The following is a 12,598-nucleotide window of genomic DNA, read 5'->3' on the forward strand; positions in this document are numbered from 1 at the left end:
GGCGCCCCATGCTCGGCTATATCGGCAGGCGCATCCTCGCCACCATCCCGGTCATGGCGGTGGTCGGGCTGTTCGTCTTCAGCCTCCTCTACTTCGCCCCGGGCGACCCGGCCGCGATCATCGCGGGCGACCAGGCGACGCCCGACGACGTCGCCCGCATCCGCGCCACGCTCGGCCTCGACCGGCCGTTCCTGGTGCGGTTCTGGGAATGGTCGTGGCAGATCCTCCACGGGGATCTCGGCACCTCGATCTTCACCAACCTGCCGGTCACCACCATGATCGGCCAGCGGGTGCAGCCCACCGTCTCGCTGATGCTCGTCACCCTGGTCTTCGCCATCGTGGTGGCGGTGCCGCTCGGCGTCGTCGCCGCCTGGAAGGCCGGCAGCCTGATCGACCGCCTCGTGATGGGGCTCGCCGTGACGGGCTTCTCGGTGCCGGTCTTCGTGGTCGGCTACGTGCTGGCCTACGTCTTCGCCCTCGAGCTCGGCTGGCTGCCGGTCCAGGGCTACACGCCGATCGAGCAGGGCCTGTGGCCCTGGCTGTCCAACCTGATCCTGCCGGCGGTGACGCTGGGCCTCGTCTACATCGCGCTGATCGCCCGGGTGACCCGCGCGACCATGCTCGACGTGCTCCAGCAGGATTACGTGCGCACCGCCCGGGCCAAGGGGCTGGCGCAGGGGCCGGTCCTGTTCGTCCACGCCCTCAAGAACGCCGCCGTGCCGATCGTCACCGTGATCGGCATCGGCATCGCGTTGCTGATCGGCGGCGCGGTGGTGACCGAGACGGTCTTCGCGATTCCCGGCCTCGGGCGCCTCACCGTCGACGCGATCCTGCGGCGCGACTACCCGGTCATCCAGGGCGTCGTGCTGCTGTTCAGCTTCGTCTACGTGCTCGTGAACCTCGCCATCGACCTCTTCTACACCGTGCTCGACCCGAGGATCCGCTATTGACCGCGACCGTCGCGCCCTTCCCCAGCAGCGCCCCGCAGGCGGGCGCCCCGCCCGAGGGGATCGCCCCCAAGGCGCCCCCGCCGCCCGGCCTCGCCGTCGCGGCGCCGCTGCCCGACGTCATCCCGGCCCGCAAGCGCCGGGGCCGGGTCTGGACCTATGTCCGCCGCAACCCGACCATCGTGGTCGGCGGCGTGCTGCTCCTCGTCGTCTTCCTGATGGCGGTCCTCGCTCCTTACCTAGGCACCGTCGACCCGACCGCCCTGGCGCCGGCCAAGCGCACCCGGGCGCCGTCGGCGCAGTACTGGTTCGGCACCGACATGCTCGGCCGCGACGTCTACTCGCGGGTGGTCTACGGCGCCCGGGTCTCGCTGCTGGTCGGCTTCTCGGTGGCGTTCCTCGCCTCGGTCGCCGGGCTGGCGGTCGGCCTCGTCTCCGGCATGGTGCGCTGGCTCGACGGGATCGTCATGCGGGTCGTCGACGGCATGATGTCGATCCCGCCGATCCTGCTCGCGGTCGCGCTGATGGCGCTCACCCGCGGCTCGGTCCAGAACGTGATCATCGCGATCACCATCGCGGAGATCCCGCGCGTCGCCCGCCTCGTGCGCGGCGTGGTGCTGTCGCTGCGCGAGCAGCCCTACGTCGAGGCGGCGGTGACCACGGGCACCCGGATGCCGGCGATCATCTGGCGCCACATCCTGCCCAACACGCTGGCGCCCATGACCGTGCAGGCGACCTACATCTGCGCCTCCGCGATGATCACCGAGGCGATCCTGTCGTTCATCGGCGCGGGCGTGCCGCCGTCGACGCCCTCCTGGGGCAACATCATGGCCGAGGGCCGGGCCCTCTGGCAGGTGAAGTTCTACATCATCCTGTTCCCGGCCATCTTCCTCTCGATGACGGTGCTCGCCGTGAACCTCGTCGGCGACGGCCTGCGCGACGCCCTCGACCCCCGCATGGCGAAGGACGTGTGATGAGCACAGGCGTGAGCGGCACCCCCCTCCTGTCGATCGAGAACCTGCAGGTCCATTTCCGCACCCCCGACGGGGTGAACCGGGCGGTGGACGGGGTCTCGTTCGCGATCCAGTCGGGCGAGACCCTGGCGATCGTGGGCGAGTCCGGCTGCGGCAAGTCGGTGACCTCGATGTCGATCCTGCGGCTCCTGCCCGAGCCGCCGGCCCGCATCGCCGGCGCGATCAGGTTCGAAGGGAAAAACCTCCTCGACCTGCCGAACAGCGCCATGCGCAAGATCCGCGGCAACGACATCAGCGTGATCTTCCAGGAGCCGATGACCTCGCTGAACCCGGTGCTGACGGTCGGCCGCCAGATCGGCGAGACCCTGCGGCTGCACCAGGGGCTCGGCCGCCGGGAGGCCGAGGAGCGGGCTGTGGAGATGCTGACCCTCGTCGGCATCCCCGAGCCGCGGCGCCGGGTGCGGGAATACCCGCACCAGCTCTCCGGCGGCATGCGCCAGCGGGTGATGATCGCCATCGCGCTCGCCTGCTCGCCGAAGCTCCTGATCGCCGACGAGCCGACCACGGCGCTCGACGTGACCATCCAGGCCCAGATCCTCGACCTGATGCGCGACCTGAAGGCCCGGGTCGGGGCCGCCATCATGCTGATCACCCACGATCTCGGCGTGGTCGCCGAGGTCGCCGACCGGGTGGTGGTGATGTATGCCGGCCGCAAGGTCGAGGAGGCGCCGGTCCGCGACCTGTTCCGGTCGCCGCGCCACCCCTACACCCGCGGCCTGATGGGTGCGGTGCCGAAGCTCGGCGCCGTCGAGCACGGGGCCGACGCGCGGCTCGCCGAGATCCCCGGCATGGTGCCGAGCCTGAAGGGCCGGATCGAGGGCTGCGTCTTCGCCGGGCGCTGCCCGGACGTGACCGACCTGTGCCGCGCCTACGCGCCGGCCCTGGAGCCGAAGGCGCCGGGCCACCTCGCCGCCTGCCACTACGCGCCGAAGGACGCCCTCGCGGCATGAGCGCCACGCCCGCACCCGCCGGTCGCACCCTGCTGGAGGTCAACGACCTCAAGAAGCACTTCGCCCTCGGCGGCGGCCTGTTCGGCCAGTCCAAGCGCGTGCTCAAGGCGGTGGACGGCCTGTCGTTCACGGTCGCCCGCGGCGAGACCCTCTCGCTCGTCGGCGAGTCCGGCTGCGGCAAGTCCACCGTCGCCAAGGCGCTTATGCGCCTCTACGCGCCCACCGCCGGACAGGTGGTGCTCGGCGGGAAACGCATCGACGACCTCTCGGCCGGGGCGCTCCGGCCCCTGCGGCGCCACATCCAGATGGTGTTCCAGGACCCGTTCTCGTCGCTCAACCCGCGGATGCGGGTGCGGGCGATCCTGGCCGAGCCGATCCGCAATTTCGGCCTCGCCCGCAACGCCGCCGACCTGGAGAGCCGGCTCGCCAGCCTGATGGAGCGGGTCGGCCTGCCGCGGGAGGCGCTCGGGCGCTGGCCGCACGAGTTCTCGGGCGGCCAGCGCCAGCGCATCGGCATCGCCCGGGCACTCGCCGCCGAGCCCGACCTGATCATCTGCGACGAGGCGGTCTCGGCGCTAGACGTCTCGGTGAAGGCGCAGATCGTCAACCTGCTGCGCGACCTGCAGCGCGAGCTCGACCTCGCGATGCTGTTCATCTCGCACGACCTCGCCATCGTCGAGCACATGACCCACCGCGTCGCCGTGATGTATCTCGGCAAGATCGTCGAGATCGGCCCGCGCCGGGACATCTTCCTGGCGCCCAAGCACCCCTACACCCAGGCCCTGCTCTCGGCGGTGCCGATCCCCGAGCCCGGGGCGGGGCGGACGCGGATCGTGCTCAAGGGCGACGTGCCGAGCCCGATCAACCCGCCGTCGGGCTGCCGCTTCCACACCCGCTGCCCGCACGCCTTCGACCGCTGCCGGACCGAGGTGCCGGGCCTCGACCCGGTCGGCGCCGGCCACTTCGCCGCCTGCCACCTCAACGACGTGGCCGCGCCCGCCCGCGCGGCCTGACGGAGCCGTCTTTGCGAGCGCAGCGAAGCAACCCAGTGCGGCGCGCGATCCCCGAGCGTGGCGGATCCCTGGGTCGCTTCGCTGCGCTCGCGATGACGGATCGGATCCCTGCAGACGGCTTTTGGAGACAACCGTGCAGCACGACCTCATCCTGAAGGGCGCGCGGGTCATCGACCCGTCGCAGAACCACGACGGGATCTGCGACGTCGCCTTCGCGGACGGCCGCGTCTCGGGCTTCGGCCGCGACCTGCCGGCCGGCCCGGGCACGCAGGTCCGGGACATGGCCGGCGCCATCGTCACGCCGGGCCTGATCGACCTGCACACCCACGTCTACTGGGGCGGCACCTCCCTCGGCATCGACGCGGACGCGTTCTGCCGGACCTCGGGGGTGACCACCTCGGTCGATACCGGCAGCGCCGGACCGGGCAATTTCGCGGGCTTCCGCAGCCACGTGATCGAGCGGTCCCAGGCGCGGATCCTCGCCTACCTGCACGTCTCCTTCGCGGGCATCTTCGGCTTCTCGAAGACCATCATGGTCGGCGAGAGCGAGGACCCGCGGCTCATGGCGCCCCGGGAGGCGGTCGAGGTCGCCGACGCCAACCGGGACGTGATCGTCGGCATCAAGGTCCGGGTCGGGCGCCACGCCTCGGGCGACCAGGGCACCGCGCCGCTCGACATCGCCCTGCAGGTCGCCGAGGAGACCGGCCTGCCGCTGATGGCCCATATCGACGAGCCGCCGCCGAGCTACGAGGAGGTGCTGGCCATGCTGCGGCCCGGCGACGTGCTGACCCACGCGTTCCGGCCGTTCCCGAACTCCCCCATCACGGCCCAGGGCGCCGTGAAGCCGGCGCTCCGCGAGGCGCGGGCGCGGGGCGTGATCTTCGACATCGGCCACGGCAAGGGCTCGTTCGCCTTCAGGACCGCGCGGGCCATGCTGGCGGGGGGCTTCCTGCCCGACACGATCTCGTCGGACGTGCACCAGCTCTGCATCGAGGGGCCGGCCTTCGACCAAGTCACCACCATGTCGAAGATGCTCTGCCTCGGCATGAGCCTCAACGAGGTCGTCGCCGCCTCCACGGTGAACGCCGCCGTGGCGCTGAAGCGGATGGAGTACGGGACCCTGAAGGTCGGGGCGCTCGGCGACGCCACCGTGCTGGCGGTGCGGGACGGGGCGTTCGACTACGTCGACACACGCGGCGAGCACATGACGGGCGACCGGCGGATCACCGCCGAGGGCGTGGTGCTGCGCGGGGCGTGGTGGCACCCGGCCTGACCGCGCCGGGCCCGCCTCTCGGGGACAGCGGTCCTATCGCATACAAAATATCGACCTTTACAGCCTCTTCCGCTCGCCGATACACTTTCCCGTGAGGGCCGGACCACCTCCGGCGCTCAGCGAAACGCGGCCCAAGCCGCGGCGCCAGGGAGGATGGATGGACACGGGTCAGCCTCTGCTGGAGGTCGACGGCGTCACGCTCCGCTACAAGACGCCCGAGCACCTCGTCACGGCCACCTACCGGGTGAACTTCCGGGTCTGGCCCGGGGACCGCTTCGTCCTGCTCGGGCCGTCCGGATGCGGGAAGTCGACCCTGCTCAAGGCGGTGGGCGGCTACATGGCGCCGACCGAGGGCGAGATCCGCCTGAAGGGGCGCCCGGTCACTGAGCCCGGCCCCGACCGGATGATGGTGTTCCAGGAATTCGACCAGCTCCTGCCGTGGAAGACGGTCCGGCAGAACGTGGTCTTCGCCCTCGAGGCCTCGGGCCGGCTGAAAGGTCGCGAGGCCCTGGACCGGGCCAACCTCTACATCGACAAGGTCAACCTCACGAAGTTCGCCGACAGCTACCCCCACACCCTGTCGGGCGGCATGAAGCAGCGCGTCGCCATCGCCCGCGGCATGGCGATGGAGCCCGACATCCTGCTGATGGACGAGCCCTTCGCGGCGCTCGACGCGCTCACCCGGCGGCGCATGCAGGACGAGCTGCTGATGCTGTGGGAGGGCACGCGCTTCACCGTCCTGTTCGTCACCCACTCGATCCCCGAGGCGATCAAGGTCGGCTCGCGCATCCTGCTGCTCTCGCCCCATCCCGGCGAGGTGAAGGCCGAGCTCAACAGCGCCGAATCGCCGGAGGCGGCGCTGCAGCTCGAGGGCCGGATCCAGCACATGCTGTTCTCGGAAGAGATCCAGGAGGCGGAGAATGTCTAGCGCGCGAGCCCTGAGCGGCGCCCCGCTGGCCGGCACCGCGCCGCGCCTGTCGCCCCTGCCGTCCGGCCGGCCCGAGATCGTGCGCGAGACCGGCCACGCCCACGGCGCCGCGGTGGTGGAGAAACCGCTGTCGATCACCGAGCGGCTCTACAACCAGGCCTGGCTGCGCAAGATCGTGATCCTCGTGCTCCTCGCCGGGATCTGGGAGGCCTACGGGCGCTACCTCGACAACGACCTCCTGTTCCCGACCTTCACGGCGACGGTGGAAGCCTTCTTCCGGGGCATCGCGGACGGCACGCTGCCGGCCCGGGCCTGGAGTTCGCTGAAGGTGCTGCTCATGGGCTACGCCGCCGGCGTCGCCCTGGCGACCCTGCTCACCGGCGTCGCCATCGCGTCGCGGATCGGGACCGACCTGCTCGAGACGCTGACGTCGATGTTCAACCCGCTGCCGGCGATCGCGCTGCTGCCCCTGGCGCTGATCTGGTTCGGCCTGGGCAACGGCAGCCTGATCTTCGTCCTCGTCCACTCGGTGACCTGGGCGATCGCGCTCAACACCCATTCGGGCTTCCTGTCGGTCAGCCGCACGCTCAAGATGGTCGGGCGCAATTACGGGCTGTCGGGCCCGCGGCTGATCGGCAAGATCCTGATCCCGGCGGCCTTTCCGTCGATCCTCACCGGCCTGAAGGTCGGCTGGGCCTTCGCGTGGCGCACCCTGATCGCCGCCGAGCTGGTCTTCGGGGTGTCGTCCGGCGCGGGCGGCCTCGGCTGGTTCATCTTCGAGAACAAGAACATGCTCGACATCCCGAACGTGTTCGCCGGGCTGCTCACCGTGATCCTGATCGGTCTCGTGGTCGAGAACCTGATCTTCCAGACGATCGAGCGGCGCACCGTCCAGCGCTGGGGCATGCAGGCCTGAGCGGGCGCGGGCCGGTGCGCGACACCGGCCCGCGTCGTCGCGGGGGACGCGGAGCGTTCCGGCAGCGCCCCGCCCGCCGCCGTTACCGACAGCCGCCGAGATGTGTCTTCTCGCATGCTGCTCGAATAGAGATCGAACTTCTCTGTTGCGCGGGTGCGACGAACGTTTTCTTCCTATAGGCTCCGCCGACGACCCCCGGAGCCCGATCCCGTGAGCCCTGAAGCCCCCTCCAAGACGGCCCCGACGACGGCGCGCCCCGAGCGGGGCGGCCGGTCGGACACGGCCGCCTCGGTCCTGCCCGGGATCGGCCTGTGCGCGGTGATCACCGCGGTGGCGATGGCCGCGCAGGCGGTGGAGGAGCGGGTCGCCGGCCACCCCTATATCGAGGCCCTGGTCCTGGCGATCCTGATCGGCATCGCGATGCGGACCGCCTGGACCCCCCCGGCGCAGTTCCGCACCGGCATCGCCTTCTCGGCCAAGCAGCTGCTCGAGGTCGCCGTGGTGCTGCTCGGCGCCTCCCTGAGCCTCGGGGCGATCCTCGCCTCCGGGCCGGCGCTGCTGGCCGGCATCGTCGGGACCGTGGTGCTCGGCATCGCCGCCAGCGTGGCGATCTGCCGGGCGCTCGGGCTTCCGGCCCGGATGGCGATCCTGGTGGCCTGCGGCAACGCCATCTGCGGCAACTCGGCCATCGCCGCGGTGGCGCCCGTGATCGGCGCGGAGGCGAAGGACATCGCCGCCGCCATCGCGTTCACCGCCGTCCTCGGCGTGCTGATGGTGCTCGGGCTGCCGCTGTTCGTGCCCCTCGCCGGCATGACCGACAACCAGTACGGGGTGCTGGCGGGGCTGACCGTCTACGCGGTCCCGCAGGTCCTGGCCGCGACCGTGCCGGTGAGCCTGCAGTCGACCCAGGTCGGCACCCTGGTCAAGCTGGTGCGCGTGCTGATGCTCGGGCCCGTCGTGGTGGTGTTCTCGCTGATCGCCCCGCGGCTGCCGCGGGCGGCGGGTGCGCCGCCGGCGCCGTCCCGTCCGGGCTTCACCAAGCTGGTGCCCTGGTTCATCCTCGGCTTCCTGGCGCTGGCCACCCTGCGCTCCCTGGGCCTCGTCCCGGACCCGGCGGTGAAGCCCCTGACCCAGCTCGCCGGCGTGCTCACGGTCCTGTCCATGGCCGCCCTCGGCCTCGGGGTCGACGTCCGCGTCCTGGCCCGGGTCGGCGGCCGGGTCACCCTCGCGGTCACCGCCTCCCTGGCGGTCCTGATCGCCCTCAGCCTCACGCTGATCCGCGCCCTCGGGATCGGCTGACGCCGCGCGCGGTATTTCACGCCGCACCGCCCGTCGGTCGCTGTAACCGGCATCAAATTGGCACCTTTGTGCAGGTGACCGAGGCCTTTCGCGCCGGCGAGCCGACCCGCCGGCACCGAAAAGCGCTTTGGGAGCTCGACCCTCTGTCAAGACCGTCTTGACACATACGCGGTTTTTGCTTTGGAACCGCAGGCATCGTCGTCGAAAGCTTCGTGTGGACTCGCGCAGTGCCTGAAAAGAATCCCGAGAACAGCCTCAGGTTGGTCACGCTGGTGGGCGAGATCGTCGCCGCCTACGTCTCGAACAATTCCGTTCCGCCGACGGCCCTGCCGGAGCTGATGGCGAGCGTCCACGCGGCCCTGGCGGCCCTCGACGGGCAGCCGCCGGTGGCGGCCGCCGAGCCGGCCGTGGAGCGGCCGACGCCGGCCCAGATCCGCAAGTCGGTTCAGGAGGACGGGATCGTCAGCTTCATCGACGGCCGGACCTACAAGACCCTGAAGCGCCATCTCACCGCCCACGGCCTGACGCCGGAGCGGTACCGCGAGCGCTACGGCCTGCCGGACGATTACCCGATGACCGCGCCGGGCTACGCCGCGCAGCGCTCCGCCCTGGCGAAGGCGATCGGCCTCGGCGTGCCCGGCGGGCGCGTCGATCAGCGCAGGACGGGCACCGGCGGCTGATCGGCGGCGCGGCGCGGGGTGGCGCGCGGCGCGGTCTCGCTCCGGCGCGCCTGGAACGGGAGCACCTGCGCGGGGCCCGGCGCGGACCGGCCGGGCTCGACGCGGCCCGGGCGGCCGAACGTGTCGGCCCAGCTCAGCTTGATCACGCGGTTGTCCGCGGCCGCGGGCGCGGTGTCCTCCGCGGGGCGCTGTGCCTTGCGGTTGGCGGCGCCGATCCAGCGCACGATCCGGTGTTCGCGCCCGCGGCGCAGCACCGGCGGCAGATCCGCCTCGCTGCGCTTGCGGTTCGGCCGGATGTCGTCGGTCTTGTCTGAGATCGACACGCTCGATAACCCTGTCCCCGTTCGAGGTGCGAGCGGGGACGGATAGCGGGTGCAGCCGTGGATCCGCCGGGGTGCTCCACCCTCGACAACGGCGCTATCCTACTGAACTTGCAGGATCCGGACAGGGCAGTCCCGTCCAAAAAACTTGTCTCTGCGTCCCAGATTGGCCTGTCCGGGGCCGGAACGGCTCAGGACGCGTGCGCCCCCGGCACCGCGGCGAGCAGGGTGCGGGTGTAGGCGTGCTCCGGCGCGGCGAACAGGTCCGCGGTGCCCCGCATCTCCACGATGGCGCCGCGGTGCATCACGGCGATCCGGTCGCAGATAGTGGCGGCCACCCGCAGGTCGTGGGTGATGAACAGCATCGCCAGCGACAGCCGCTGCTTCAGATCCTCCAGCAGGTCCAGCACCTGCCGCTGGACCGAGACGTCGAGCGCCGAGACCGCCTCGTCGGCCACCAGCACGTCCGGCTCCATGGCGAGCGCCCGGGCGATGCCGATGCGCTGGCGCTGCCCGCCCGAGAAGGCGTTGGGGTAGCGGGCGGCGGCCTTGGGATCGAGGCCGACGAGGTCGAGGAGGCTCCGGGCCCGCTCGCGCGCCTCGGCGGCCGGCACCCCGTGGGCGATCGGCCCCGCCGTGATGATCTGCTCGACGGTGCGGCGCGGGTTCAGCGACGCGAACGGGTCCTGGAAGATCATCTGGATGCGGCTGCGCTTGTCGCGCAGGGCCGCCTTCCCGAGGGCCGTGTAGTCGAGGTCCCCCAGCCGGACCGTGCCGCCATCGGGCTCGATCAGCCGGATCGCGAGCCGCGCGGTGGTCGACTTGCCCGAGCCGGACTCGCCGACGATGCCCAGGGTCTCGCCGCGGCGGACATCGAACGAGACCTCCTTCACCGCCGCCACGACCCGCGGCTTGCCGAACAGGCCGGAGCGCCCGGAATAGGTCTTGGACAGCCCGGTCACCGACAGGGCGACCGGAGCCGCTGCCAGGGCCGAGCGCGGCGGCGGCGTCAGGCTCGGGACGGCGGCGAGCAGCGCCTTGGTGTAGGGCGCCTGGGACGCGCGCAGCACGGCCTCGGCGGTGCCGGATTCCACGAGCCGGCCGCGCTGGAGCACCGCCACGTGGTCGGCGATCTCCGCCACCACGCCGAAATCGTGGGTGATGAACAGGACGCTCATCCCGCGCTTCTGCTGCAGGTCGCGGATCAGCCGGAGGATCTGGGCCTGGGTGGTGACGTCGAGCGCCGTGGTCGGCTCGTCGGCGACCAGCACCGAGGGCTCCAGGGCCAGCGCCATGGCGATCATCGCCCGCTGCCGCTGGCCGCCGGAGAGCTGGTGCGGGTAGGCCCGCACCGCCTCCTCGGGGTTCGGCAGGCCGACCTCGGTGGCCAGCGCCACCGCCCGTGCCCAGCGCTCGCCGCGGGTGAGCAGGTTGTGCGCCTCGAACATCTCGGCGATCTGGTCGCCGATCCGCATCACCGGGTTCAGCGCCGTCATCGGCTCCTGGAACACCATGGCGATGCGCCGACCGCGCAGGGACCGCCACGCGGGCTCGTCGAGGGTCAGGAGGTCCCGCCCCTCGAACAGGATCGTGCCGGCGGTCGGCTTCAGGGCCCGGGGCAGGAGGCCGGTGAGCGCGTAGGCGCTCATCGACTTGCCCGAGCCCGATTCCCCGACCACGCACAGGATCTTCCCGGCCTCGAGGTCGAGGTTCAGGCCCTCGACCGCGTGCGGGCGGTCGGCGCCCTTGGGGAGCGCGATCGTCAGATCGCGGATGCGGACGACCGGCTCGCTCATCGTGTCAGGCCCTCGCTGTGCGGCGGCGGAGGATGTCGGGTCCGGCCTCGCCGAGATCCCAGAACAGGCCGGCCATGATCGCCAGGCCCTCGCGGGTGCCGGAGGCGAGCATGTGCTCGTCGGGCCCGTGCTGGCGGCAGGCCGGGTAGGAATGCGGCACCCAGAGGGTCGGCAGGCCGAGGATCTCCGAGAAGGCGTCGTTCGGCAGCGAGCCGCCGAGATTGGGCAGCAGCGCGGGCTTCTTGCCGGAGCTCGCCTCGATCGACTGGAGCGCCCACTCGACCCACGGATCCTCCACGGGCAGCCGCGTCGCCTGGAAGACTTCCGCGGCGCGGGCCGGCCGGACCTCGATCATCGGGAAGCCGTGCGCGTCGAGATGGGCGCGCACGTTCCGGATCAGGTTCTGCCAGTCGGTGCCGACCACGAAGCGCAGCTGCAGGGTCGCCTTGGCGTGGGGCGGCACGGCGTTGAGCGGGCCGTCCGGATCGCCGGTCTTGAAGGCCAGCACCTCCAGCGTGTTCCAGGCGAAGACCCGCTCGGCCGGGGTGAGGCCCGGCTCGCCCCAGTCGGAATCGATCGTGGGCGCGGTCGGGTCCTCGCCGACGCGGATGTCGGCGAGCGCCGCGCGCACGCCCTCGGGGATCGGCGGCGGCCGCAGGGCCTCCACCAGGATGCTGCCGCGGGCATCGACCATCGAGGCGATCGCCGAGGCCAGCACCGTGCCGGGGTTGCGCAGCAGCCCGCCCCAGTTGCCGGAATGGTGCGGGCCCTCCCGCAGGTTCAGGCTCAGCTCGAAATTGTAGGCGCCGCGGGAGCCCAGGAAGAGGGTCGGGCGCTCGCCGTTGAGGCGCGGCCCGTCCGAGGCGATCAGCACGTCGGAATGCAGCGCCGCGGCCTGCTCCCGGCAGAACGGCCGCAGGCCCGGGGAGCCCGATTCCTCGCCCATCTCGATCAGCAGCTTCACGTTGAAGCCGAGACGGCCCTCGCGGGCCGCGATCACCTGCTCCAGTGCCGCGAGGTTGAGGACGTGCTGGCCCTTGTTGTCGGCGGTGCCGCGGCCGTACCAGCGGTCGCCCTCGACCACGATCTCCCAGGGGCCGAGACCCTCCCGCCACTGCTCGGGGTAGCCCCGCACCGTGTCGCCGTGGCCGTAGATCAGCACGGTCGGCAGGTCCGCGCCCTCGCGCCGCTCGGCGATCAGGAACGGGCCGTGCACCCCGTCGGGGTTCGGGAAGATCTTCGGGGTCTCGAAGCCGAGGCGGGTGACGAGCGGGGCGACGAAGGCGTCGAGATAGGCGCGGAGCGCCGCCTCCTGGCCGGGGGCCTGGCTCTCGGTGGGCATCGCCACCGCCTCCCGCAGGAGGGCGAGGAACGCGCCCGAGTCGAAGGCCTCCGTGGCGCGCGCGATGGCGGCGTCTCGCGTCATGGTGTGTTTCCCGTGA

12 protein-coding genes are annotated in these 12,598 nt (G+C 71.7%); 9 read left to right on the top strand and 3 right to left on the bottom strand.

Annotated features, from left to right (window positions below; all coding sequences use genetic code 11):
• Positions 1-8 precede the first annotated feature (8 nt).
• The 9 genes from LOK46_RS23480 to LOK46_RS23520 all read left to right on the top strand — a co-directional run bounded on the left by LOK46_RS23480 (position 9) and on the right by LOK46_RS23520 (position 9,040).
• Complete coding sequence (locus LOK46_RS23480; RefSeq protein ID WP_076730208.1) at positions 9-950, top strand: ABC transporter permease; 942 nt, start codon at positions 9-11, stop codon at positions 948-950.
• 59 nt (positions 951-1,009) lie between these two features.
• On the top strand, positions 1,010-1,921 hold the full coding sequence (locus tag LOK46_RS23485) for an ABC transporter permease (protein WP_273564679.1): 912 nt from the start codon (positions 1,010-1,012) through the stop codon (positions 1,919-1,921).
• Positions 1,921-2,931, top strand: coding sequence for an ABC transporter ATP-binding protein (locus LOK46_RS23490; RefSeq protein ID WP_273560788.1), 1,011 nt, complete (start codon positions 1,921-1,923; stop codon positions 2,929-2,931). The genes LOK46_RS23485 and LOK46_RS23490 overlap by 1 nt, the downstream gene beginning before the upstream one ends.
• Positions 2,928-3,944: an ABC transporter ATP-binding protein gene (locus LOK46_RS23495; RefSeq protein ID WP_273560789.1), complete on the top strand. Its 1,017-nt coding sequence runs from the start codon at positions 2,928-2,930 to the stop codon at positions 3,942-3,944. The genes LOK46_RS23490 and LOK46_RS23495 overlap by 4 nt, the downstream gene beginning before the upstream one ends.
• A gap of 133 nt (positions 3,945-4,077) precedes the next feature.
• Positions 4,078-5,217 carry an amidohydrolase/deacetylase family metallohydrolase gene (locus LOK46_RS23500; RefSeq protein ID WP_273560790.1) on the top strand — a complete coding sequence of 380 codons (1,140 nt, stop codon included), beginning with the start codon at positions 4,078-4,080 and terminating at the stop codon, positions 5,215-5,217.
• A 157-nt stretch (positions 5,218-5,374) separates the two neighbouring features.
• Positions 5,375-6,145 (top strand): ABC transporter ATP-binding protein, encoded by a 771-nt coding sequence (locus LOK46_RS23505; protein WP_273560791.1) that lies wholly within the window; start codon positions 5,375-5,377, stop codon positions 6,143-6,145.
• Positions 6,138-7,061 carry an ABC transporter permease gene (locus LOK46_RS23510; RefSeq protein WP_273560792.1) on the top strand — a complete coding sequence of 308 codons (924 nt, stop codon included), beginning with the start codon at positions 6,138-6,140 and terminating at the stop codon, positions 7,059-7,061. The genes LOK46_RS23505 and LOK46_RS23510 overlap by 8 nt, the downstream gene beginning before the upstream one ends.
• Positions 7,062-7,271: 210 nt before the next feature.
• The gene (locus tag LOK46_RS23515; RefSeq protein ID WP_273560793.1) at positions 7,272-8,360 is read left to right on the top strand and encodes a YeiH family protein; all 1,089 of its coding nucleotides are present in this window, start codon (positions 7,272-7,274) and stop codon (positions 8,358-8,360) included.
• Between the two features lie 227 nt (positions 8,361-8,587).
• Entirely contained in the window at positions 8,588-9,040 is a 453-nt protein-coding gene (locus LOK46_RS23520) for a MucR family transcriptional regulator (protein WP_273560794.1), read from the top strand.
• Here LOK46_RS23520 and LOK46_RS23525 read toward each other — a convergent pair.
• From LOK46_RS23525 to LOK46_RS23535, 3 genes are all read right to left on the bottom strand, one after another.
• Positions 9,013-9,363 (bottom strand): hypothetical protein, encoded by a 351-nt coding sequence (locus LOK46_RS23525; RefSeq protein ID WP_273560795.1) that lies wholly within the window; start codon positions 9,361-9,363, stop codon positions 9,013-9,015. The genes LOK46_RS23520 and LOK46_RS23525 overlap by 28 nt on opposite strands.
• Positions 9,364-9,551: 188 nt before the next feature.
• Positions 9,552-11,156: an ABC transporter ATP-binding protein gene (locus LOK46_RS23530; protein ID WP_273560796.1), complete on the bottom strand. Its 1,605-nt coding sequence runs from the start codon at positions 11,154-11,156 to the stop codon at positions 9,552-9,554.
• A gap of 4 nt (positions 11,157-11,160) precedes the next feature.
• Positions 11,161-12,582, bottom strand: a complete 1,422-nt coding sequence (locus tag LOK46_RS23535; protein ID WP_273560797.1) for a M20 family metallopeptidase — start codon at positions 12,580-12,582, stop codon at positions 11,161-11,163.
• Between the last annotated feature and the right edge of the window lie 16 nt (positions 12,583-12,598).

This window comes from Methylobacterium sp. NMS14P (genome assembly GCF_028583545.1).
In the GTDB taxonomy this organism is placed as follows: Bacteria; Pseudomonadota; Alphaproteobacteria; order Rhizobiales; family Beijerinckiaceae; genus Methylobacterium.

Excerpts from the sequence above, each read along its gene's own strand:
- LOK46_RS23480 (WP_076730208.1), top strand. The coding sequence starts at position 9 with ATGCTCGGCTATATCGGCAGGCGCATCCTCGCCACCATCCCGGTCATG.
- LOK46_RS23490 (WP_273560788.1), top strand. The coding sequence starts at position 1,921 with ATGAGCACAGGCGTGAGCGGCACCCCCCTCCTGTCGATCGAGAACCTG.
- LOK46_RS23495 (WP_273560789.1), top strand. The coding sequence starts at position 2,928 with ATGAGCGCCACGCCCGCACCCGCCGGTCGCACCCTGCTGGAGGTCAAC.
- LOK46_RS23505 (WP_273560791.1), top strand. The coding sequence starts at position 5,375 with ATGGACACGGGTCAGCCTCTGCTGGAGGTCGACGGCGTCACGCTCCGC.
- LOK46_RS23510 (WP_273560792.1), top strand. The coding sequence starts at position 6,138 with ATGTCTAGCGCGCGAGCCCTGAGCGGCGCCCCGCTGGCCGGCACCGCG.
- LOK46_RS23530 (WP_273560796.1), bottom strand. The coding sequence starts at position 11,156 with ATGAGCGAGCCGGTCGTCCGCATCCGCGATCTGACGATCGCGCTCCCC.
- LOK46_RS23535 (WP_273560797.1), bottom strand. The coding sequence starts at position 12,582 with ATGACGCGAGACGCCGCCATCGCGCGCGCCACGGAGGCCTTCGACTCG.